The following is a 22870-nucleotide window of genomic DNA, read 5'->3' on the forward strand; positions in this document are numbered from 1 at the left end:
GGAAACGAGACTCGAACTCGCGACCCCGACCTTGGCAAGGTCGTGCTCTACCAACTGAGCTATTCCCGCTTAATCTTCGTTTTTCAGACTGTTATCTGAAATTCTGTGATTAAATTTGTTGCTGTCGTAATTCGCATTTCTGCGTCGTTACGGGAGGCGCATTATACGAGAAATCCTTTCTGCTGCAACCCCCTAAAACGCAATTTTTTCCGTTTTCGTTCTGAGTGTTGAATTTATCAGCAAAGCGTACAATTTAGCGCCAAATTCACCCCGCCGCAAGCACACCCGGCAGGCAAATCGTAAGCCGGATAAGACTCTTCGCTTCGCCATCCGGCAAATACGCCGTTTACAGCTTAATAAAATTCTCGCGGTAATAAGCCAGCTCCGCCACCGACTCGCGAATATCATCCATTGCCTGGTGCGTCCCCTGCTTGGTAAAACCGGCAAGGATTTCCGGCTTCCAGCGACGCGCCAGCTCTTTCAGCGTACTCACATCCAGATAGCGATAGTGGAAATAGGCTTCCAGTTCAGGCATGTACTTAAACAGAAAACGGCGATCCTGGCCGATGCTGTTGCCACAAATCGGTGATTTACCTGCCGGAACCCACTCTTTTAAAAATTCAATGGTCGCCAGTTCTGCGGCGCGATCGTCAAACGTGCTGGCTTTCACCCGATCCACCAGACCACTTCCGGTATGAGTACGCACGTTCCAGTCATCCATTAACGCCAGCTGTTCAGCAGACTGATGCACTGCAATCGTCGGCCCTTCCGCCAGGATATTCAGGTTGGCATCGGTCACCAGCGTCGCGATCTCAATAATGCGATCGCGCTCGGGATCCAGGCCGGTCATCTCAAGATCTATCCAAATGAGGTTGTTTTCATTGGCACTCATGCTATTTTCCACCCTTCAGAGGTCACAGTCAGTGTGACTATATTCATCTAAAATAGCGTGTATCATAGATGTTTTGCCCATTGCGGGCGACCAGGAGCCAGTACGATTGAGTAAAAATAAACTCTCCAAAGGCCAACAGCGCCGCGTGAAAGCCAATCACCAGCGTCGTCTAAAAACGTCCACGGAGAAGGCAGACTTCGATGACAACCTGTTCGGCGAGACCGCTGAAGGTATCGTCATCAGCCGCTTTGGCATGCATGCCGACGTAGAATCCGCCAATGGCGAGATTCACCGCTGCAACATCCGTCGCACGATCCGTTCGCTGGTCACCGGCGATCGCGTCGTCTGGCGTCCGGGTAAAGCGGCGGCTGAAGGCGTCAACGTCAAAGGGATCGTCGAAGCCGTACACGAACGCACCTCCGTGCTAACGCGCCCGGATTTCTACGACGGCGTGAAGCCTATTGCCGCCAATATCAACCAAATCGTCATTGTCTCCGCCATTTTGCCGGAGCTGTCACTCAATATTATCGACCGCTACCTGGTGGCCTGCGAAACGTTGCAGGTTGAACCGATAATCGTGCTCAATAAAATCGATCTGCTGGATGACGAAGGGATGGACTTCGTTAATGAGCAGATGGATATCTATCGCGGCATCGGCTATCGCGTGTTGATGGTATCCAGCCATACGCAAGATGGCCTCAAACCATTAGAAGAGGCGCTAACCGGCCGTATCAGCATCTTTGCCGGGCAGTCTGGCGTTGGAAAATCGAGCCTGTTGAACGCCCTTCTGGGCCTACAGGAAGCGATCCTCACCAATGATGTGTCGGATAACTCCGGTCTGGGGCAGCACACCACGACCGCCGCGCGCCTGTATCACTTCCCGCACGGCGGCGATGTGATTGACTCCCCTGGGGTACGCGAATTTGGCCTCTGGCATCTCGAACCGGAACAAATCACCCACGGATTTGTCGAATTTCATGACTACCTGGGCCATTGCAAATATCGCGACTGCAAGCATGATACCGACCCAGGTTGCGCCATCCGTGAAGCGGTAGAAGACGGTAAAATTGCAGAAACCCGTTTCGAAAATTATCACCGCATTCTGGAAAGCATGGCACAGGTAAAAACACGTAAAAACTTTTCTGATATGGACGACTGACAACTACGCTAAGCATCGCTAGAATCGTCCCCTTTTTTCAGGATGCCGGCGTCAATGCCGGTTCAGGAACAACAATGGCCTGGAGGCTACCTTGTTAAACTCATTTAAACTTTCGCTACAATACATTCTGCCGAAACTATGGCTCACTCGCCTGGCGGGCTGGGGCGCGAGAAAACGAGCGGGCTGGCTGACCAAACTGGTTATCGATCTGTTCGTGAAATACTACAAGGTCGATATGAAAGAGGCGCAGAAGCCGGATACCGCCAGCTATCGCACCTTTAACGATTTCTTTGTTCGTCCGCTGCGTGACGACGTCCGTCCGGTGAATACCGATCCAAACGTACTGGTGATGCCGGCTGACGGCGTGATCAGCCAGTCAGGTAAAATCGAAGAAGATAAAATCCTGCAAGCAAAAGGTCACAACTACAGCCTGGAAGCGCTGCTGGCAGGTAACTACCTGATGGCGGACCTGTTCCGCAACGGTTCGTTTGTCACCACCTACCTCTCTCCGCGCGACTACCACCGCGTACACATGCCGTGCAACGGCATCCTGCGCGAGATGATCTACGTACCGGGCGATCTGTTCTCGGTGAATCACCTGACCGCGCAGAACGTGCCAAACCTGTTTGCCCGTAACGAACGCGTGATCTGCCTGTTTGACACGGAATTTGGTCCAATGGCGCAAATTCTGGTCGGGGCGACCATTGTCGGCAGCATCGAAACCGTCTGGGCGGGAACCATTACGCCGCCGCGTGAAGGCGTGATCAAACGCTGGACCTGGCCGGAAGGGGAAAGCGAAGGGTCTGTGGCGCTGTTGAAAGGTCAGGAGATGGGCCGTTTCAAACTGGGTTCAACCGTGATCAACCTGTTTGCGCCGGGTAAAGTCACGCTGGCTGAACAGCTACAAAGCCTGTCAGTGACCAAAATCGGTCAGCCGCTGGCCGTTTCTACCGAACTCTTCGTGACCCCTGAAGCGGAACCCGCGCCGCTGCCGGAAGAAGAGATCAACGCCGAACACGACGCCAGCCCGCTGGTTGACGACAAGAAAGACGAAAGTTAAATAAAGGATCGCTGCTGTGCGCCTGATTATCACTTTTCTGATGGCCTGGTGCCTCAGCCTGGGGGCGTACGCTGCGACGGCCCCCGACGCCAAACTGATTGCCCAGGAACTGGAGCAGGCTAAAGCGGCAAAACCCGCTCAGCCAGAGGCCGTAGAGGCCCTCCAGTCTGCGCTGAACGCGCTTGAGGAACGAAAAGGTTCTCTTGAGCGCGCCGAACAATATCAGCAGGTTATCGACAATTTCCCTAAGCTGTCCGCGACGCTACGCGCACAGCTCAATAACTTGCGCGATGAACCGCGCAGCGTGCCGCCAGGCATGTCCACCGATGCGCTAAGCCAGGAGATCCTCCAGGTCAGCAGCCAGTTGCTGGATAAAAGCCGTCAGGCCCAGCAGGAGCGAGAGCGCGCCCGTGAAATCGCCGATTCGTTAAGCCAGCTTCCACAACAGCAAACGGATGCCCGTCGCCAGTTAAATGAGATTGAGCGGCGCATTGGCACCGCCAGCGGCAACTCCCCGCTCAACCAGGCGCAAAATCTGAGTATGCAGGCCGAATCCGCCAGACTCAAAGCGCAGGTTGATGAGCTGGAACTGGCGCAGCTTTCGGCGAATAACCGTCAGGAACTGGCGCGAATGCGCTCCGAACTGGCGGAAAAACAGAGCCAACAGCTGGATGCCTGGTTGCAGGCATTACGCAATCAATTAAACAGCCAGCGCCAACGAGAAGCAGAGCGAGCGCTGGAAAGCACCGAACTGCTGGCAGAAAACAGCGCTGACCTGCCGCCGGGCATTATCGAACAGTTCAAGGTGAACCGCGAGCTGTCACAGGCGCTTAACCAGCAGGCGCAACGCATGGATCTGGTGGCCTCACAGCAACGCCAGGCCACCAGCCAGACGCTACAGGTTCGTCAGGCCCTGAACACCCTGCGGGAACAGTCGCAGTGGTTAGGCGTATCGAATATGCTGGGGGAAGCCCTGCGCGCGCAGGTATCGCGTCTCCCGGAAATGCCCAAGCCGCAGCAGTTAGATACCGAAATGGCGCAACTGCGCGTACACCGTATGCGCTACGAAGACCTGCTCAACAAACAACCGCAACTACGTCAGATTCGCCAGGCCGACGGTCAAACGCTGACCTCTGAGCAGAGCCGCATTCTTGACGCCCAACTGCGTACCCAACGCGAGCTGCTGAATTCACTGTTGCAGGGCGGTGATACGCTGATCCTCGAACTCACCAAGCTGAAAGTGTCCAATAGTCAACTGGAAGACGCGCTGAAAGAGGTCAACGAAGCCACTCACCGTTACCTGTTCTGGACGTCTGACGTGAGTCCGATGTCGCTCTCGTGGCCTATCAGCCTCGTTCAGGATCTGCGTCGACTGATCTCACTGGATACGTTCAATCAGCTCGGCAAAGCCAGCATCATGATGCTTACCAGCAAGGAGACACTGCTGCCGCTGTTTGGCGCGCTGGTGCTGGTTGGTTTTAGTCTCTATTCGCGCAAACATTTTACCCGTTTTCTGGAGCGTTCATCCTCCCGCGTCGGGAAAGTCACGCAGGATCACTTCTGGCTGACGCTGCGCACCGTGTTCTGGTCGATTCTGGTCGCCTCCCCGCTGCCCGTACTGTGGGCCACGCTGGGCTATGGGTTGCAGGAGGCATGGCCTTATCCTCTGGCCGTCGCCATCGGCGACGGGGTGACAGCAACGGTTCCGCTGCTGTGGGTCGTCATGATTTGCGCCACCTTTGCCCGCCCTAACGGTCTGTTTGTGGCGCATTTTGGCTGGCCCCGAAACCGTGTCGCGCGCGCCATGCGCTATTACCTGATGAGCATCGGGCTGATTGTCCCGCTCATTATGGCGCTGATTATGTTTGATAATCTTAACGATCGGGAGTTCTCCGCGTCGCTGGGGCGTCTCTGCTTCATCCTGATCTGCGGCGCGCTCGCGATTGTCACGCTGAGCCTGAAGCGCGCCGGTATCCCGCTGTACCTCGATAAAGAGGGCAGCGGCGACAATATGGTCAACAGTATGCTCTGGAACCTGCTGATGGGCGCGCCGCTCATTGCGATCCTTGCGGCCGCTGTCGGCTATCTGGCCACCGCGCAGGCGCTGCTGGCGCGACTGGAGACCTCCGTCGCCATCTGGTTCCTGCTGCTGGTTATCTATCACGTCATTCGCCGCTGGATGCTGATTCAGCGTCGCCGTCTGGCGTTCGATCGCGCTAAGCATCGCCGGGCCGAAATGCTGGCGCAACGTGCGCGCGGCGAAGAAGAACCCGCCCACTCCACCAGCCTCGAAGGGGCCGTCGAAGTGGATGAAAGCGAAGTGGATCTCGACGCCATCAGCGCCCAGTCGCTGCGCCTGGTACGTTCTATCCTGATGCTTATCGCCCTGCTGTCGGTCATTGTGCTGTGGTCGGAAATCCATTCCGCCTTTGGCTTCCTGGAGAATATCTCGCTGTGGGATGTCACCTCCACGGTGCAAGGGGTTGAAAGTCTGGAGCCGATTACGCTGGGCGCGGTGTTGATTGCGATCCTGGTGTTTATCATCACCACGCAACTGGTGCGTAACCTGCCCGCCCTGCTGGAGCTGGCGCTCTTGCAGCATCTGGATCTGACGCCCGGCACCGGCTACGCCATCACCACCATCACCAAGTATCTGTTGATGCTGATTGGCGGGCTGGTCGGTTTCTCGATGATTGGCATTGAATGGTCGAAGTTACAATGGCTGGTCGCCGCGCTCGGTGTCGGTCTGGGCTTTGGTTTACAGGAGATCTTCGCCAACTTTATTTCCGGCTTAATCATCCTGTTCGAAAAGCCGATTCGTATTGGCGATACGGTGACCATTCGCGACCTTACCGGCAGCGTGACCAAAATCAACACCCGCGCCACCACCATCAGCGACTGGGACCGTAAAGAGATCATCGTGCCGAACAAAGCGTTCATCACCGAGCAGTTTATCAACTGGTCGCTGTCTGATTCGGTAACGCGTGTGGTGCTGACCATCCCGGCGCCGTCAGACGCTAACAGCGAAGAGGTGACGCAAATTCTGCTGACTGCGGCGCACCGCTGTTCACTGGTGATCGACAACCCGGCGCCAGAAGTATTCCTGGTTGACCTGCAACAGGGGATTCAGATCTTCGAACTGCGTATCTATGCCGCAGAGATGGGGCACCGTATGCCGTTGCGCCACGAAATCCACCAGTTGATTCTGGCGGGCTTCCATGAGCACGGTATTGATATGCCATTCCCGCCGTTCCAGATGCGCCTGGAAAGCCTGAATGGCAGGCAGACTGGAAGAACGCTGACATCCGCCGCCAGGAAAAGTCGCCCGGCGGGAAGTTTGTAAGCCGTAATAATGCCGGATGGCGGCTTCGCCTTATCCGGCCTACAGAACAGCAATGAACGCGTAGGCCGGGTAACGGCAAAAAGATTACTCCACCGCCCACCGAGGCTGTTTCGCCATCCGGCGGCTGTAGTTCTGATAAATCGCCATCGCTAACAGCGAGAAGAATATCGGGCCGCCGGTCATCCACAGCGCACTATTCCAGTCCCCGGCTTCAATCACCGGCTGAATGATGGTAAACACATTCGCAAACGTCACCACCAGCACGACCACGCCCGTTGCCAGCATCGTAGAAACATGGGTTTTGAAGATCACAAATGGCCGTTCCAGGCCTTCGCGAGACTTAAAGAACGGGAAGGCCAGCGCGAGGAACAGGTACGGCAACGTCATCGACACGTTCGCCATCAGCGTCAGTTTGTTGTAGAACGCCGACGCGGTATCACCGCCAAAAGAGACCAGCAGAATAAACAGACTCACCAGCAGACACTGCATCCACATTGCGGTGGCTGGCATACCTGCCGCGTTCAGCGTCGTCATCGGCGCAGGCCACAGCGCTTTTGGCGTTCCCTGGATAATGGCCTTCAATGGCGAGTAGCTCAGCGTAAAAAACGCGCCGGTATAGGCAAGGAACATGGAGAGGCCAGTGATACGCGCAAACCAGACGCCGGTCGCCATTGCCGCTTCCGGCGACAGATGCAGCGCGTTACCCAACGTCATCCCCAGGCTTTTCATCAGAATATAGGTGATATTTCCGAGGTTAACGGAGCCATTACTTAATACCTGTTGCCAGTTGGTGCTAACGCCCCATAAAAATATCGCCAGCGAATAACCAACGGAAATAACAATTGCCGCAAAAACAATTCCTTTCGCAAAGTTCTTTTCCGGCTTTTCTGTTTTATCCACCAGGCCGCCTACCGCTTCAATTCCGCCGTAGGCAAAAATAGCGAAAACAACAAATGAGAGCATGGCCAGGCCGGATTGATATCCGGGATTGGGCGAGGAGACAAAATTAATATTTTCCGCAAAATGCCCACCATTTAATAACAAAATAGCGACACTCACTAACAACAAAACTAAATTAAGACACATCACGGCAATCCCCCCTACTGCCGTAATACGCGCAATTTTATTAATTCCCTTTGATGCGATACAGGTCACCAGAATCATCCAACCGACGGCGAGCAGACCAACAACCTGCGTCGGTTCAAGCCCGGCGATCCGCCAGTGCTGCGTCATATCTGCGCCAAACAAGAACGTAGAGAAAGGCACCCAGACTTTTGCCGCAGTGCTCACCATCCAGATAACATAGGAGGAGAACCACATAAAAGTGCCGATAAACGCATAACGCGGGCCAACGCTATTATTCATCCACGAATAGATTCCGCCCTCTTCTTTTCGATAAGCAGAACCCATTTCAGCCATCATTAAGGCAAATGGAATAAAGAATAATAATGCAGAAAAGATATACCACGGGATCGCGCTATACCCCATTAAATAAAACGCCGACGGGCTATTGGCAAAACCAAAAACGGACGTAAATATCATCAGGATGAGGCCAGCCAGGCTCATCTTCTTTATTGTCTGGTTCATGAAACCATCCCTTACTCTGGGCACGTTGGCTAAACGGCGCTCACCGGTTTGCACTGCCCCCTTGCAGAGGTCAGCAATAAAAATCAACACAGAATTGATACCTGAATGGTATCAAACATCCAGACTTATATTGTGGCTATAAGAGGGGAATTGAAAAAATGTGCTATAAAATGGCGCTCATTGCGCCATTTTGTTTCGCAAAAGAGGGGTTTTCAGATTTATGCCCGATCAACGGTAAAAGCGATAACCTCAGCGAGGCTTTCCGCCCCCAGAGCCAGCATCACCAGACGATCCACGCCCAGCGCCACGCCGGAACAGTCAGGCATCCCCACCTTCAGCGCCTCCAGCAGATTGTTATCGATAGGCTGCTGCGGTAAGCCTCGCGCGGCGCGCTTACGGTTATCCTGCTCGAAGCGTTGTTGCTGCTCGCGCGCATCCGTCAGTTCGTGGAAACCATTCGCCAGCTCAATACCTTTGAAGTAAACCTCGAAGCGTTCAGCCACCCGATGGTCTTCAGTGCTGATTTGCGCCAGCGATGCCTGGCTTGCCGGAAAATGGTACACAAACGTCGGCTTCTCTTTGCCAATGTGCGGTTCCACGCCCATAGTAAACAGCAGTTGCAGCAGCGTATCGCGATCTTCTTCGGTATCCGCGATATTGCTTAAATCCAGCTTCGCCGCCGCTTCGCGCAGTTGAGTTTTATCCGCAGACAGCGGATCAATCTCCAGATGGCGCTGAAACACCTGCTGGTAAGAAAGACTCTCCGCAGGTTGACATTCCAGCACCTGTTGCAGCAGGTCGTCCACTTCGTTCATCAAACGGTACATGTCGTAGTGGGGACGATACCACTCCAGCATGGTGAATTCCGGGTTGTGATGACGCCCCATCTCTTCGTTGCGAAAGCTACGGCACAGCTGGAAAACCGGGCCGCATCCCGCCACCAGCAGGCGTTTCATGTGGTATTCCGGGCTGGTCATCAGATAAAGGTTCATGCCCTGAGAGTGGCCAGGGCCGACGAAACGCGTTTCGAACGGGAACAGATGAATGTCCGTTACCGTCGCCTGGCTCATGCAGGGCGTCTCAACCTCCAGCACTCCACGATCGGCAAAGAAACGACGGATCTCCGTCATAATTGCCGCACGTTTTAACAGGTTAGGAATGGACGCGCTCGGCTGCCAGGTTGCCGTTTCGCTCATGGTACTTTCTCCGATTTAAGACAAGGGCACGAAGTCTACTCGTAACACGCCAGTGAAACAAATTTTGTGCGGGAATAATGCGCTCCGCCGGAAAAGTAAAAAAAGTGAAGCCAGGTGGTTTAGTAATTAAATTAATCAGAATCAATGATAAATCGACCCGTTGATGCGCTAAAAAAATCGAACACGTCAAATTTCCCTCACATCCGTAAGACTATACTGTTGTACCTATAAAGGAGCAGTGGAAACGCGTTCGCAACCCGCATCAATCAGGAGTTCAATCTGATGGTGTACGGGGACGAAATAACAACAATCTGGAGGAATGTCGTGCAAACCTTTCAAGCCGATCTTGCCATTATAGGCGCCGGTGGCGCGGGATTACGTGCTGCAATAGCTGCCGCGCAGGCGAATCCTAACGCTAAAATCGCACTGATCTCAAAAGTGTACCCGATGCGCAGCCACACCGTTGCTGCCGAAGGGGGTTCAGCCGCTGTCGCCCAGGATCATGACAGCTTTGACTACCATTTTCACGATACGGTAGCGGGCGGAGACTGGCTGTGTGAACAGGATGTCGTGGATTACTTTGTCCACCATTGTCCAACTGAAATGACGCAACTTGAGCAATGGGGTTGCCCGTGGAGCCGTCGCCCGGACGGCAGCGTCAACGTACGTCGTTTCGGCGGTATGAAAATTGAGCGTACCTGGTTTGCCGCGGATAAAACCGGCTTCCATATGCTGCATACCCTGTTCCAGACCTCTTTGCAGTTCCCACAAATCCAACGCTTTGATGAACACTTCGTCCTGGATATCCTGGTCGATGACGGTCATGCCCGTGGCCTCGTGGCCATGAACATGATGGAAGGCACGCTTGTGCAGATCCGCGCCAACGCGGTGGTGATGGCTACCGGCGGCGCAGGCCGCGTGTATCGCTACAACACCAACGGCGGCATCGTGACCGGCGACGGTATGGGCATGGCGCTGGGCCACGGCGTACCGCTGCGTGATATGGAATTCGTTCAGTATCACCCGACCGGTCTGCCGGGTTCCGGTATCCTGATGACCGAAGGCTGCCGTGGTGAAGGCGGTATTCTGGTCAACAAAAACGGCTACCGCTATTTGCAGGATTACGGCATGGGCCCGGAAACGCCGCTTGGCGAGCCGAAAAACAAATACATGGAACTGGGGCCGCGAGACAAAGTGTCTCAGGCGTTCTGGCACGAATGGCGCAAAGGCAACACCATTTCCACGCCGCGTGGCGATGTGGTTTACCTCGACCTGCGTCATCTGGGCGAGAAAAAACTGCTCGAACGTTTACCGTTCATCTGCGAACTGGCGAAAGCCTACGTGGGTGTCGATCCGGTTAAAGAGCCGATTCCGGTTCGTCCGACCGCGCACTACACCATGGGCGGCATCGAAACCGATCAGAATTGCGAAACCCGCATTAAAGGTCTGTTTGCCGTTGGCGAGTGCTCCTCTGTGGGTCTGCACGGCGCTAACCGTCTGGGTTCTAACTCTCTGGCGGAACTGGTGGTCTTTGGCCGTCTGGCGGGCGAACAAGCAATGGAACGCGCCTCAACCGCAGGCACGGCTAACGACGCCGCGCTTGACGCGCAGGTTGCGGGCGTTGAACAACGTCTGAAAGACCTCGTTAACCAGGAAGGCAACGAGAACTGGGCGAAAATCCGCGATGAAATGGGCCTGTCGATGGAAGAAGGTTGCGGTATCTACCGTACGCCGGAACTCATGCAGAAAACCGTGGATAAGCTGGCGGAGTTGCAGGAACGCTTCAAGCGCGTTCGTATCACCGATACCTCCAGCGTATTCAACACCGACCTGCTGTACACCATCGAGCTGGGTCATGGTCTGAACGTAGCGGAATGTATGGCGCACTCCGCGCTGGCACGTAAAGAATCACGCGGCGCTCACCAGCGTCTGGACGAAGGCTGCACCGAGCGTGACGACGTCAACTTCCTCAAACATACCCTCGCCTTCCGCGATGCTGATGGCACAACTCGCCTGGAATACAGCGACGTGAAAATCACCACTCTGCCACCGGCAAAACGTGTGTATGGCGCTGAAGCGGAAGCCGCCGATAAGAAGGAGAAGGCGTAATGTCTGAGATGAAAAACCTGAAAATTGAGGTGGTGCGCTATAACCCGGAAACCGACACCGCGCCGCACAGTGCTTTCTACGAAGTGCCTTACGATGAAGCGACGTCGCTGCTGGATGCGTTAGGCTACATCAAAGATAACCTGGCGCCGGACCTGAGCTACCGCTGGTCCTGCCGTATGGCGATCTGCGGTTCTTGCGGCATGATGGTTAACAACGTGCCAAAACTGGCGTGCAAAACCTTCCTGCGTGATTACACCAAGGGTATGAAGGTTGAAGCCCTGGGGAACTTCCCGATCGAACGCGATCTGGTCGTCGATATGACGCACTTTATCGAGAGCCTGGAAGCGATCAAACCGTACATCATCGGCAACCCGCGTACGCCGGATCAGGGGCCAAACACCCAGACCCCGGCGCAGATGGCGAAGTATCACCAGTTCTCCGGTTGCATCAACTGTGGTCTGTGCTACGCCGCGTGCCCGCAATTCGGCCTGAACCCTGAGTTCATCGGCCCGGCTGCGATCACGCTGGCGCATCGTTATAACGAAGACAGCCGCGACCACGGTAAGAAGGAGCGTATGGCGCAGTTAAACGGTCAGAACGGCGTATGGACCTGTACCTTCGTGGGCTACTGCTCCGAAGTCTGTCCGAAACACGTCGATCCGGCTGCGGCCATTCAGCAGGGTAAAGTGGAAAGTTCGAAAGACTTTCTTATCGCCACCCTGAAACCACGCTAAGGAGTGCAACATGACGACTAAACGCAAAGCCTATGTGCGGCCAATGACGTCCACCTGGTGGAAAAAACTGCCGTTTTATCGCTTTTACATGCTGCGCGAAGGCACGGCGGTTCCGGCAGTCTGGTTCAGCATTGAACTGATTTTCGGCCTGTTTGCCCTCAAACATGGCGCGGAATCCTGGATGGGCTTCGTTGGCTTCCTGCAAAACCCGGTAGTGGTGATCTTAAACCTGATCGCCCTGGCGGCAGCCTTGCTGCACACCAAAACCTGGTTTGAGCTGGCGCCAAAAGCCGCCAACATCATTGTTAAAGACGAAAAAATGGGGCCAGAGCCGATCATTAAAGGTCTCTGGGTTGTTACTGCGGTTGTCACCGTAGTCATACTGTATGTTGCCCTGTACTGGTAAGGAGTCCGGGATGATTAATCCAAATCCAAAACGCTCTGACGAACCCGTATTCTGGGGCCTGTTCGGTGCAGGTGGTATGTGGGGCGCGATTATTGCGCCGGTAATGGTTCTGTTGGTGGGTATTCTGCTGCCGCTGGGACTTTTCCCGGGCGATGCGCTGAGCTATGAACGCGTACTGGCGTTCGCCCAGAGCTTCATTGGCCGCGCGTTCCTGTTCCTGATGATCGTCCTGCCGCTGTGGTGCGGTTTACACCGTATGCACCATGCGATGCATGACCTGAAAATCCATGTGCCAAGCGGCAAATGGGTATTCTACGGTCTGGCGGCGATTCTGACCGTTGTCACGGCAATCGGCATCCTCACAATCTAAGCCATACGCCCTCTTATCTGCGCGATAAGAGGGCGCTTTTTTATTTCCCCTTCCCCCTTATTTTTCCCGCCAGGTTCTACACTTAGAAAAAACCGCTAAGGAAAATCCCATGCGCCTGCTGCCTGTCGTTGCCGCCGTTACCGCTGCGTTTCTGGTCGTCGCGTGTAGCACGCCTGTCCCGCCCAGGGGCGTTACCGTTGTCACTGACTTTGATGCCAGACGCTACATGGGCACCTGGTATGAAATCGCGCGTTTCGATCACCGCTTCGAAAGTGGTCTTGAAAAAGTGACGACAACCTACAGTCTGCGGGACGACGGTGGCCTGAACGTCCTCAACAAAGGCTACAACCCGGACAGGGGCATGTGGCAGAAAACAGAAGGGAAAGCCTGGTTTACGGGCGACCCCAGCCGCGCCGCGCTGAAGGTATCGTTCTTCGGCCCCTTCTACGGCGGGTATAACGTCATTGCGATCGACAGAGAGTACCGCCATGCGCTGGTGTGCGGCCCGGATCGCGACTACCTGTGGATACTCTCACGCACGCCGACGCTCTCCGAAGAGATGAAGCAGCAGATGCTGGCCGTCGCGACCCGGGAAGGGTTTGATGTCAGTAAATTAATCTGGGTAAAACAACCCGGCGCTTAACGCTTTTCCCGGAGGATTAGTGAGCGCTGAGCTTCAGCCCAATAATCCCCGCTACGATCAGCGCAAGGCTCGCCAGACGCGCAGGACTGGCGGATTCGCCAAGCAGCAAAATGCCGGTGATGGCAGCCCCTACCGCGCCGATGCCCGTCCAGACCGCGTATGCCGTGCCAACCGGCAGGGTTTTCATCGCCCATGACAACAGCGCCATACTGACAATCATCGCCGCAATGGTAATGACGCTGGGCGTCAGGCGACTGAATCCGTGGGTATATTTCAGACCAACCGCCCAAACGACTTCAAGCAGACCCGCAATGAACAAAATTATCCAGGACATATCTGGCTCCAGAAAAATGGGGCCGTCCCCGGTGAAAGATACATTTGCAGGTCGTCCTGCAAAGCAGAGGTGTGAGAAAGCATTTTTGCCTGCGAAAAAATCAAATTCAACCCTTTTATTTTCCACCGTTGCAAAAGCATGAATTGGGCGCAATTCGCAGCGCAGTTCACGCATTCGACGCTCATCGGACTTCTCTATGATGAGACGCTTTCTGAGGTCAGGAAGCCATCGCCTACTTCTGGATGCGGAAAGTTTATGTTAAAAATTTTAGTGATTGACCGCTGCCATTTCACCCGCACGGGGATAGAGGCCTGGCTTAATCATTCTGGCTTATTTGATTCTTCGTTCCTGGTATCAGGGTTGAATAACCTGCTACTGGCAAAAGAGCATATTTCCCAGTGGAAACCTCATCTGGTTATCGCTGACTTATATAGTTTTTTCAACTACAGCCACTCTTTTAAGCCAGCAGCGCCGCTCCTGATGGCCTGCGGAGCCACGCCTTTAATTTTGCTGCAATCAGGCGGCGGACAGTACCAGGCCGATAGCAACCCGCTGTATCAGGTTCATGCTGTAGTGTCGAAACAGGCCACGCTGCATGAGCTATCGCGGAATATTCAGGACGTGCTGCTTGCCCAGTCCGTTACTGACACGCCAAAAACCGCCACGCCGCTGCTTACGCCGCAAGAGGAAAAGGTGCTGACAATGTGGATGGAAGGTGCGGGAAACAACGCAATCGCGGCTGCGCTCGGTATTCACGGCAAAACGGTCTACACCTACAAACGCAATATCCGCATGAAATTGCATATGGATAATCGCTACTCGCCGTTTTTATCCTTACCGGAGCAAATCAATTAACGGTACGACGCCACGCCGTACCGTTCACATTTATTGCTGGGCTCTGGTCGCGGCGCCTGAAATGGCGCTGCCGCCTTCAGAGATATCCTGCCCAACGCCGCGTGTTGTATTACACGCAGTTAGCACGGAAGAAAGCACCAAAACAGAAAAGATCGCTGCAATTGTTTTCTTAACCATAACGTCTTCCTTTTCTAGCCAATGTTGTTTGTGTATAGCCACTTAAGCATAGACAAGATCCCGCAATGTGACGGGCGTTCGACGATTTTTTAAGACACCTGGAAGTAATTAGCTGGCAGCGTGAGAGATAGAATTGCCGAGATGTTTGATGTCTTCACCAAAGCCACGCGCGGTATTACACCCCGTCAGCAACGCGCCGGTGAAAAGGATGAGTGCTACAAGACTGATAAGACGTTTCATCATTCCTGCCCTGGAAAAGGTATGGCGCAGCTCAATGCTGCACCATAAATTCAACTTAGCAAATTGCTGACAAACTCCACGTCTGTTTTACCGGATGGCGGTAATACCCATGCGTCACGCAGTCGCCGTAGGCCCGATAAACTTGCGCCATCGGGCATTTCAGACGTTGTCATCAATATTAATGTCAGCGTCTTATTTAACGCGGGATACGTATTCGCCAGAGCGCGTATCCACTTTGATCACTTCGCCAATCTGGACGAACAGCGGAACTTTAACCACTGCGCCAGTAGACAGCGTAGCCGGTTTGCCGCCAGTACCTGCGGTATCGCCTTTCAGGCCTGGATCGGTATCTACGATTTCCAGTTCAACAAAGTTCGGCGGGGTCACGGTGATCGGCTGGCCGTTCCACAGGGTCACGATGCACTCAGCCTGATCCAGCAGCCATTTCGCGCTGTCGCCGATCGCTTTGGCGTCAGCAGACAGTTGTTCGAACGTTTCGTTGTTCATGAAGTGCCAGAACTCACCGTCGTTGTACAGGTAAGTCAGGTTCATATCGACAACATCGGCACCTTCAGCAGAGTCGGTGGATTTGAAGGTTTTCTCTACACGAGTGCCGGTCAGCAGGCGGCGCAGTTTTACGCGTGCGAACGCCTGGCCTTTACCCGGTTTAACGAATTCACTGGCTTCAACCGCATAAGGTTCGCCGTCCAACATGATTTTAAGACCAGCACGAAAATCGTTGCTATAGTACGTTGCCATAAGGCCCTCTGAAAATTGTTAACTGGTAGCTAAGCCACAAAATGGCGCATATTGTAACCCTAAATACCCCATCCAGAGAAGATTGGTTAGCGCAACTTGCCGATGTTGTGACCAATCCCGATGAACTACTGCATCTTTTGAATATAGACGCAGATGAAAAACTGTTGGCCGGACGCGACGCCAAACGCCTGTTCGCCCTGCGCGTACCGCGATCTTTCATCGCGCGTATGGAGAAAGGCAATCCCAACGATCCGCTTCTGCGTCAAGTACTTACCTCGCAGGACGAATTCGTAACCGCCCCCGGTTTTTCCACCGACCCGCTGGAAGAGCAGCACAGCGTCGTGCCCGGATTACTGCACAAATACCGCAACCGTGCGTTGCTGCTGGTAAAAGGCGGATGCGCGGTAAATTGCCGCTACTGCTTCCGTCGCCACTTCCCGTATGCGGATAATCAGGGCAACAAACGCAACTGGCAGGTCGCGCTGGACTACATCGCCGCACACCCTGAGCTGGATGAGATCATCTTCTCCGGCGGCGATCCTTTGATGGCGAAAGATCACGAACTGGACTGGTTGCTTACGCAACTGGAAACGATCCCGCACATCAAACGGCTGCGTATCCACAGTCGTTTGCCGATCGTGATCCCCGCGCGCATTACGGATGGGCTGGCAGCCCGCTTTACGCGCTCTTCTCTGCAAATTCTGCTGGTGAACCACATCAACCACGCCAACGAAATTGACGACACGTTCCGTCAGGCCATGACGACGCTGCGCAACGCGGGCGTTACCCTGCTCAACCAGAGCGTACTGCTACGCGGGGTGAACGATAACGCGCAAACTCTGGCAAACCTCAGCAATGCGCTGTTTGACGCCGGCGTCATGCCCTACTACCTGCATGTGCTGGATAAAGTTCAGGGCGCGGCGCATTTCATGGTGAGCGACGATGAAGCGCGGCGAATTATGCGTGAACTGCTGACGCGGGTATCCGGTTATATGGTGCCCAGACTGGCGCGTGAAATTGGCGGGGAACCGAGCAAAACACCATTAGATTTGCAGTTACGCCAGCAATAATTGTTCAAACGAGTGTCCGGTTTCGGACACTCGCCCTTAAAATCGCTTATTTGAATCCGTTCATATAGCGCGACGCTTTCCATATTATGTTATTTTAATAACATAACACACCGAATATATTTCAAAATTATATATTGATTCAAATTAAGTTACCTGATTAATAATTGGTTAGGGAGAACCTTTATGGCGATGAGTATCAAAGGCGTTAATACAGGCGTTATTCGCAAAGCGAATGAGTTTATTGCGCTGGCATTAAAAATAAAAGAACCGAGGAATAAAGAGTCGTTGTTTTTTCTGACGGCGCTGGAATTAAGAGATCTGCTGATCGCTCTGGAAAGCCGGCTGCACCAGAAGCATCACCTGTCCCCCAACGCTCGCCAACAATATGAAAAAGCACGGGATAGAGTCAGTAAAAAAATGCTTGAGGGTATTCCGGCCATTCAGGAAGAGGAACTCAAAAACGCAGATATTAATCGCCGGGTGAATACATTAACGCTGGTAGACGACCAGAGCGAAAACATCATGCTTTCTTTTACGCTGCATGACGGTAAAACATGCGAGCTGATGATTAATGAATTACAGATTGACGTTCTGGTGCGCGCAATTATTCGTGCTATAGATAATGCCGGTATGCGTGAGCTGGTGCTGCGTATTACATCACTACTGGATTTTCTGCCATTATATGATGCTGACTGTCTGGATAACGGTAATCTGGAATATGACGCCTACGCGCAACCTGAATGGAAGCACAATCTCTTCAGCCATTATCTGGCGGTGCTCTATCGTTATACCGATGAGACAGGTAAAACACATTTTAGCGGCGCCGTGGTGAAAAACCGCACCCCTTCTGGCAGCAAAGAGGCAGAGGCCATTTCACGCCGACTGCTTGATTTCAGCCCACGGCTGAAGAAGCTGGCCGGGAAACCGTGCCAGGTGTTTGTCAGAACGCTAACCGCTGATAAGACGCACAAACTCACTCAGGAGCAGTGCCTGCGCGCGTTGCATCATTTACGCGTTCAGTCGGTTGAGAAAACGAAAAACGCCTGATGGCGCTGCGCTTATCCGGCCTAAGACCACATGCGCCTGTATAGACCCACTGTATTACACAAAATCATTCAACCTGCATCGCAGCGGCAAGCAAAGAAATCCCCAGCAGCACAGATAACTATGTGACTGGGGTTTCACAGCGCAGCCAACAAAGAGGCAGGTTGAAGAATGAAGTGTAATCAGTTAGGGCACTTATAAACCTGACCGTTCATTTCACTGGCGGTCGGGACAAAGCTGGACAACATTCCCTGCGTTGGGCTGCTGACGCCATAAATCACATTTCCGCCCATTGCCGCAGCCTGGTTACGCAGGTCGTTCGCTGCACCACGCATGGAGCCGCCCTCTTCACCGTGCTGACCAGAAAGCCAGTTGCTTTGCTTACCGGTCGCAGTGCCGATCAACTGGCACTCTGCGCCAGGCTTGTCTTCCACAAAACGCACACTTTGCCCGGCAGCGGTCAGTTGGTTGCTGGAGCTACAACCCGCCATCAGCAGCGCAGCACCGACGATCCCTGCTAAATATTTTACGTGCATGTTATTCCCCATAATCAATGAGCTGGACGCCACTCACGTCGTCCATGTCTGAATCTTATACTAAAAAGATGACCAAAAGAAAAACCCCCGAACATTTCTGCCCGGGGGTTTCTAAATTCTGGGAGATGAGCCCCAAATCATTCTGGTTGCAGGAAGGCGTAATCCCCAGAAGCTTACTCAAGTAAGTGACTGGGGTTAGCAAACGCAGCCAACGCCTCTGCGGCCTGAAGGATGCAGGGTGTGGGCAATTACATCATGCCGCCCATTCCACCCATACCGCCCATGCCGCCGGCTGCACCTAAGTCAGGAGCATCGCCTTTCGGCAGGTCAGTTACCATGCACTCGGTAGTGATCATCAGACCAGCCACGGATGCCGCGTACTGCAAAGCAGAACGGGTTACTTTGGTCGGGTCCAGGATACCCATATCGATCATGTTGCCGTATTCTTCGGTTGCTGCGTTGTAACCGTAGTTGCCGTCGCCGCTTTTAACGGTGTTAGCCACAACAGACGGTTCTTCGCCGCAGTTCAGCACGATCTGACGCAGCGGGGATTCCATTGCGCGCAGCGCAACTTTGATACCCACGTTCTGGTCTTCGTTCTGGCCTTTGAGTTCCGCAATTTTAGACGCGACGCGAATCAGCGCAACACCACCACCAGCAACCACGCCTTCTTCAACCGCAGCACGGGTCGCGTGCAGGGCATCTTCAACGCGTGCTTTTTTCTCTTTCATTTCAACTTCGGTCGCAGCGCCAACTTTGATAACCGCAACACCGCCTGCCAGTTTCGCTACGCGCTCTTGCAGTTTTTCACGGTCGTAATCGGAAGTAGCTTCTTCGATCTGCTGACGGATCTGAGTGACACGGCCCTGGATCGCAGACTCTTCACCCACGCCATCAATGATGGTGGTGGTGTCCTTGTTGATCACAACGCGTTTTGCCTGACCCAGGTCTTCCAGGGTAGATTTTTCCAGCTCCATACCGATCTCTTCAGAGATGACGGTACCACCGGTCAGGGTTGCGATATCTTGCAGCATCGCTTTACGACGGTCACCGAAGCCCGGCGCTTTAACCGCCGCCACTTTCACGATGCCGCGCATGGTGTTAACCACCAGCGTAGCCAGCGCTTCACCTTCCACATCTTCCGCGATGATCAGCAGCGGTTTGCCTGCTTTCGCAACGGCTTCCAGAACCGGCAGCATTTCGCGGATGTTAGAGATTTTCTTATCAGCCAGCAGGATGAACGGGCTTTCCAGTTCTACTGCGCCAGTTTCCGGCTTGTTGATGAAGTAAGGAGACAGGTAGCCACGGTCGAACTGCATACCTTCAACCACGTCCAGCTCATCCTGCAAACCAGTACCGTCTTCAACGGTGATCACGCCTTCTTTACCGACTTTGTCCATCGCTTCAGCGATCAGTTTACCTACGGTTTCGTCGGAGTTAGCGGAGATAGTACCAACCTGAGCAATGGCTTTAGAATCAGAGCACGGTACGGACAGGGTTTTCAGTTCTTCAACCGCAGCAGCAACCGCTTTGTCGATACCACGTTTCAGATCCATCGGGTTCATGCCCGCAGCAACGGCTTTCAGACCTTCAGTGATGATGGACTGAGCCAGTACGGTCGCGGTGGTGGTGCCGTCGCCTGCCGCGTCGTTCGCTTTAGAGGCAACTTCTTTCACCATCTGCGCGCCCATGTTTTCGAACTTGTCTTCCAGCTCGATTTCACGCGCTACGGAAACACCATCTTTCGTGATGGTCGGCGCACCGAAAGATTTATCCAGAACCACGTTACGGCCTTTCGGACCGAGGGTCACTTTCACTGCGTCTGCCAGTACGTTTACGCCGCGCAGCATTTTCACACGAGCGTCGTTACCGAATTTTACGTCTTTAGCTGCCATTTTCTCTTTCCCTTAAATTCGTATGTTCAGTGTCGTTCGCGGATTACGCTTCAACAATTGCCAGAATGTCGCTTTCAGACATGATCAACACTTCTTCATTGTCGATCTTCTCAGATTTCACACCATAGCCATCGTTGAAAATAACGATGTCGCCAACCTTAACGTCCAGCGGCTGCACAGTACCGTTATCCAGGATGCGACCCTTACCGACAGCGATGATTTCGCCACGCGTTGATTTACCCGCTGCGGAACCGGTCAGAACAATGCCGCCAGCAGATTTGGATTCAACTTCTTTACGTTTGACGATCACACGATCATGTAACGGACGAATACTCATTGATAGCTCTCCTTTGAGAAAGTCTTTATCAGTTATGGGTGACGCCGGCCCGTGAACGGTTTCCCGGCTAGTGACCAGAGAGATGGGGATGGGTTTTTGCCCCTTCAAGGGGGCAGATGAAAAAAAATTCTTATCAGCAGAAAATCGCGCGAAAACGGTAGCTCACCTCACATTTCATAACGATTTAAGGCGGCCCGTCATAAGTAAATCCGATTGTGTTACCATCGAAAATCTGCGCAGTTGCCCAAAAATTGGGCGTAACCGGATAGTGACTCATGAGTGGACTAAAACAAGAGCTGGGACTGGCTCAGGGCGTGGGCCTGTTGTCGACATCACTGTTAGGAACCGGCGTCTTTGCCGTCCCGGCGCTGGCCGCGCTGGTGGCGGGCAATAACAGCCTGTGGGCCTGGCCTGCGCTCATCGTTTTAGTCTTTCCTGTGGCGATTGTTTTTGCCATCCTGGGACGTCATTTCCCCAGTGCGGGCGGCGTGGCGCATTTTGTCGGGATGGCGTTTGGTTCGCGAATGGCGCGCGTCACCGGATGGCTGTTCCTGTCGGTCATCCCCGTCGGCCTGCCGGCGGCGCTGCATATCGCCGCCGGGTTCGGTCAGGCGATGTTTGGCTGGCACGGCTGGCAGCTTTTACTGGCGGAATTCGGCACGCTGGCGCTGGTGTGGTTCATTGGCTCTCGCGGCGCCAGTTCCAGCGCCAACCTGCAAACGATCATTGCCGGGCTGATTGTGGCGCTGATTGTCGCCATCTGGTGGGCGGGCGATCTCAAGCCGAACAAAATTCCATTCCCTGCCCCTGCGGATATTGAGCTGCCCGCCCTGTTCGCCGCGCTGTCGGTTATGTTCTGGTGCTTTGTCGGCCTTGAAGCGTTCGCCCATCTGGCATCGGAATTTAAAAACCCTGAACGCGATTTCCCGCGCGCGCTGATGATCGGCCTGCTGCTGGCCGGCTCCGTTTATTGGGCGTGTACGGTGGTGGTTCTGCATTTTGACGCCTACGGCGCGCAAATGGCGGCGGCAGCGTCGCTCCCTGACATCGTCGTGCGATTATTTGGCGTACAGGCGCTGTGGGTCGCCTGCATTATTGGTTATCTGGCCTGCTTCGCCAGCCTGAATATCTATATCCAGAGTTTCGCCCGCCTTGTCTGGTCACAGGCGCAGGACAGGCCAGATCATTATCTGGCACGCCTTTCTGCCCACCGCGTTCCCCGCAATGCGCTGAACGCCGTACTGGGCTGTTGCGTACTCAGCACATTGTGCATTTACATCCTTGAGATCAATCTCGACGCGCTGATCGTCTATGCCAACGGCATTTTCATTATGATCTACTTGCTGTGTATGCTGGCCGGGTGTCGGTTGCTGGCAGGACGCTATCGCGCGCTGGCGGTGACTGGCGCTCTGCTGTGTCTGTTATTGCTGGCAATGGTGGGATGGAAGTGTCTGTACGCGCTGATTATGCTGACGGCGCTGTGGCTGTTTTTACCCCGCAGGTTGGCTAAGCGTCAGCATTCGTAGGCCCGGTAAGCATAGCGCCACCGGGCATTTATGCCGGATGGCGCCGCTGAAGCGGTTTATCCGGCCTACGGTTCAACGTTTGATTTAATCCTTGCGGTCGTCTTTATGATCTAAACGGTCACGCTCGTCCTCTTTACGCTGAAACTCACCGTCAAACGTCTCGCCGCCGCCCGTTCCGGCGCTAAAACCGCCGCCAGGCATACGGGAAAAACGCAAATGCGGCAGCAGCTTCATGGTCAGGTGTTTCTGCACGGGCGGCAATAAAAGAAGCAGCCCCAGGAAGTCGGTGAAGAAGCCGGGCAGCACCAGCAGCAGGCCCGCGATGATCAGCGACACGCTCTTGATCATCTCCGCCGCCGGACTTTCGCCAGCCGCCATTTTCTGCTGCATCAACAAAAAGTTCTTGAAACCCTGGTTTCGCACCAGCGACATACCAATGACCGAGGTGAAAATCACCAGGATCAGCGTCATCAGGACGCCCAGCACATGGGCGACCTGGATAAAAATAGAAATCTCAATGTAAACATAGAGAAAGATGGCAATAAACGGTATCCAGCGCAAAGGACTCTCCTGTAAATGACAGCCGTTTTCATCACGT

General features: G+C 54.0%; 23 protein-coding genes. 12 read left to right on the forward strand and 11 right to left on the reverse strand.

Features of this window, described 5'->3' with window-relative positions; all coding sequences use genetic code 11:
* Nucleotides 1-346 precede the first annotated feature (346 nt).
* A complete protein-coding gene (gene orn / locus OGY62_RS20070) occupies nucleotides 347-892 on the reverse strand; it encodes an oligoribonuclease (protein ID WP_049011514.1) in 546 nt (181 codons plus the stop codon).
* Between the two features lie 106 nt (nucleotides 893-998).
* On the opposite strand from orn, the gene rsgA reads away from it, so the two are divergent.
* The 3 genes from rsgA to mscM all read left to right on the forward strand — a co-directional run bounded on the left by rsgA (nucleotide 999) and on the right by mscM (nucleotide 6454).
* On the forward strand, nucleotides 999-2051 hold the full coding sequence (gene rsgA, locus OGY62_RS20075; protein WP_058668459.1) for a small ribosomal subunit biogenesis GTPase RsgA: 1053 nt from the start codon (nucleotides 999-1001) through the stop codon (nucleotides 2049-2051).
* 91 nt (nucleotides 2052-2142) lie between these two features.
* Entirely contained in the window at nucleotides 2143-3111 is a 969-nt protein-coding gene (asd, locus tag OGY62_RS20080; protein ID WP_012134448.1) for an archaetidylserine decarboxylase, read from the forward strand.
* A 16-nt stretch (nucleotides 3112-3127) separates the two neighbouring features.
* The gene (mscM, locus tag OGY62_RS20085) at nucleotides 3128-6454 is read left to right on the forward strand and encodes a miniconductance mechanosensitive channel MscM (RefSeq protein ID WP_024130797.1); all 3327 of its coding nucleotides are present in this window, start codon (nucleotides 3128-3130) and stop codon (nucleotides 6452-6454) included.
* 84 nt (nucleotides 6455-6538) lie between these two features.
* On the opposite strand, the gene yjeM is transcribed toward mscM, so the two are convergent.
* Together yjeM and epmA are read right to left on the reverse strand one after the other, a co-directional pair.
* Complete coding sequence (gene yjeM / locus OGY62_RS20090) at nucleotides 6539-8041, reverse strand: glutamate/gamma-aminobutyrate family transporter YjeM (protein WP_047459482.1); 1503 nt, start codon at nucleotides 8039-8041, stop codon at nucleotides 6539-6541.
* A 218-nt stretch (nucleotides 8042-8259) separates the two neighbouring features.
* Nucleotides 8260-9237 carry an elongation factor P--(R)-beta-lysine ligase gene (gene epmA, locus OGY62_RS20095; RefSeq protein WP_012134451.1) on the reverse strand — a complete coding sequence of 326 codons (978 nt, stop codon included), beginning with the start codon at nucleotides 9235-9237 and terminating at the stop codon, nucleotides 8260-8262.
* Between the two features lie 324 nt (nucleotides 9238-9561).
* Here epmA and frdA point away from each other — a divergent pair, with 324 nt between their 5' ends.
* The 5 genes from frdA to OGY62_RS20120 all read left to right on the forward strand — a co-directional run bounded on the left by frdA (nucleotide 9562) and on the right by OGY62_RS20120 (nucleotide 13499).
* The gene (gene frdA / locus OGY62_RS20100; protein ID WP_047459485.1) at nucleotides 9562-11346 is read left to right on the forward strand and encodes a fumarate reductase (quinol) flavoprotein subunit; all 1785 of its coding nucleotides are present in this window, start codon (nucleotides 9562-9564) and stop codon (nucleotides 11344-11346) included.
* On the forward strand, nucleotides 11346-12080 hold the full coding sequence (frdB, locus tag OGY62_RS20105; RefSeq protein WP_012134453.1) for a fumarate reductase iron-sulfur protein: 735 nt from the start codon (nucleotides 11346-11348) through the stop codon (nucleotides 12078-12080). Before frdA ends, frdB begins: the two co-directional genes overlap by 1 nt.
* Nucleotides 12081-12090: 10 nt before the next feature.
* Entirely contained in the window at nucleotides 12091-12486 is a 396-nt protein-coding gene (gene frdC / locus OGY62_RS20110; protein WP_012134454.1) for a fumarate reductase subunit FrdC, read from the forward strand.
* Nucleotides 12487-12496: 10 nt separating this feature from the next.
* The gene (gene frdD, locus OGY62_RS20115) at nucleotides 12497-12856 is read left to right on the forward strand and encodes a fumarate reductase subunit FrdD (RefSeq protein WP_012134455.1); all 360 of its coding nucleotides are present in this window, start codon (nucleotides 12497-12499) and stop codon (nucleotides 12854-12856) included.
* A gap of 109 nt (nucleotides 12857-12965) precedes the next feature.
* Entirely contained in the window at nucleotides 12966-13499 is a 534-nt protein-coding gene (locus OGY62_RS20120; protein WP_047459488.1) for a lipocalin family protein, read from the forward strand.
* Nucleotides 13500-13515: 16 nt separating this feature from the next.
* Here OGY62_RS20120 and sugE read toward each other — a convergent pair whose 3' ends face one another.
* The gene (sugE, locus tag OGY62_RS20125; RefSeq protein ID WP_012134457.1) at nucleotides 13516-13833 is read right to left on the reverse strand and encodes a quaternary ammonium compound efflux SMR transporter SugE; all 318 of its coding nucleotides are present in this window, start codon (nucleotides 13831-13833) and stop codon (nucleotides 13516-13518) included.
* A 255-nt stretch (nucleotides 13834-14088) separates the two neighbouring features.
* On the opposite strand from sugE, the gene OGY62_RS20130 reads away from it, so the two are divergent.
* The gene (locus tag OGY62_RS20130) at nucleotides 14089-14688 is read left to right on the forward strand and encodes a LuxR C-terminal-related transcriptional regulator (protein WP_286460459.1); all 600 of its coding nucleotides are present in this window, start codon (nucleotides 14089-14091) and stop codon (nucleotides 14686-14688) included.
* Nucleotides 14689-14718: 30 nt separating this feature from the next.
* Here the strand turns inward: OGY62_RS20130 and ecnB are convergent, their stop codons facing one another.
* From ecnB to efp, 3 genes are all read right to left on the reverse strand, one after another.
* On the reverse strand, nucleotides 14719-14865 hold the full coding sequence (gene ecnB / locus OGY62_RS20135; protein ID WP_024130801.1) for a lipoprotein toxin entericidin B: 147 nt from the start codon (nucleotides 14863-14865) through the stop codon (nucleotides 14719-14721).
* Between the two features lie 108 nt (nucleotides 14866-14973).
* Complete coding sequence (gene ecnA, locus OGY62_RS20140; RefSeq protein WP_024130802.1) at nucleotides 14974-15108, reverse strand: lipoprotein antitoxin entericidin A; 135 nt, start codon at nucleotides 15106-15108, stop codon at nucleotides 14974-14976.
* Nucleotides 15109-15297: 189 nt separating this feature from the next.
* The gene (gene efp / locus OGY62_RS20145) at nucleotides 15298-15864 is read right to left on the reverse strand and encodes an elongation factor P (RefSeq protein WP_012134461.1); all 567 of its coding nucleotides are present in this window, start codon (nucleotides 15862-15864) and stop codon (nucleotides 15298-15300) included.
* A 41-nt stretch (nucleotides 15865-15905) separates the two neighbouring features.
* Between efp and epmB the strand changes: the two genes are divergently transcribed.
* Both epmB and OGY62_RS20155 read left to right on the forward strand, forming a co-directional pair.
* Complete coding sequence (epmB, locus tag OGY62_RS20150; protein ID WP_110494772.1) at nucleotides 15906-16934, forward strand: EF-P beta-lysylation protein EpmB; 1029 nt, start codon at nucleotides 15906-15908, stop codon at nucleotides 16932-16934.
* 183 nt (nucleotides 16935-17117) lie between these two features.
* The gene (locus OGY62_RS20155) at nucleotides 17118-17981 is read left to right on the forward strand and encodes a YjeJ family protein (protein WP_286460460.1); all 864 of its coding nucleotides are present in this window, start codon (nucleotides 17118-17120) and stop codon (nucleotides 17979-17981) included.
* 179 nt (nucleotides 17982-18160) lie between these two features.
* On the opposite strand, the gene OGY62_RS20160 is transcribed toward OGY62_RS20155, so the two are convergent.
* The 3 genes from OGY62_RS20160 to OGY62_RS20170 form a co-directional block, all read right to left on the reverse strand.
* Nucleotides 18161-18514, reverse strand: coding sequence for a DUF4156 domain-containing protein (locus OGY62_RS20160; protein WP_024130803.1), 354 nt, complete (start codon nucleotides 18512-18514; stop codon nucleotides 18161-18163).
* A 248-nt stretch (nucleotides 18515-18762) separates the two neighbouring features.
* Nucleotides 18763-20409, reverse strand: coding sequence for a chaperonin GroEL (gene groL / locus OGY62_RS20165; protein WP_012134466.1), 1647 nt, complete (start codon nucleotides 20407-20409; stop codon nucleotides 18763-18765).
* Between the two features lie 43 nt (nucleotides 20410-20452).
* Complete coding sequence (locus OGY62_RS20170) at nucleotides 20453-20746, reverse strand: co-chaperone GroES (RefSeq protein ID WP_000027827.1); 294 nt, start codon at nucleotides 20744-20746, stop codon at nucleotides 20453-20455.
* Between the two features lie 275 nt (nucleotides 20747-21021).
* On the opposite strand from OGY62_RS20170, the gene yjeH reads away from it, so the two are divergent.
* Nucleotides 21022-22272 carry an L-methionine/branched-chain amino acid transporter gene (yjeH, locus tag OGY62_RS20175; RefSeq protein ID WP_286460461.1) on the forward strand — a complete coding sequence of 417 codons (1251 nt, stop codon included), beginning with the start codon at nucleotides 21022-21024 and terminating at the stop codon, nucleotides 22270-22272.
* An 84-nt stretch (nucleotides 22273-22356) separates the two neighbouring features.
* Here yjeH and OGY62_RS20180 read toward each other — a convergent pair whose 3' ends face one another.
* Nucleotides 22357-22833: an FxsA family protein gene (locus OGY62_RS20180; RefSeq protein WP_071257314.1), complete on the reverse strand. Its 477-nt coding sequence runs from the start codon at nucleotides 22831-22833 to the stop codon at nucleotides 22357-22359.
* Nucleotides 22834-22870: the final 37 nt, after the last annotated feature.

Origin of the sequence: Citrobacter sp. CK198, from assembly GCF_030333295.1 — a bacterium.
In the GTDB taxonomy this organism is placed as follows: Bacteria; Pseudomonadota; Gammaproteobacteria; order Enterobacterales; family Enterobacteriaceae; genus Citrobacter_B; species Citrobacter_B koseri.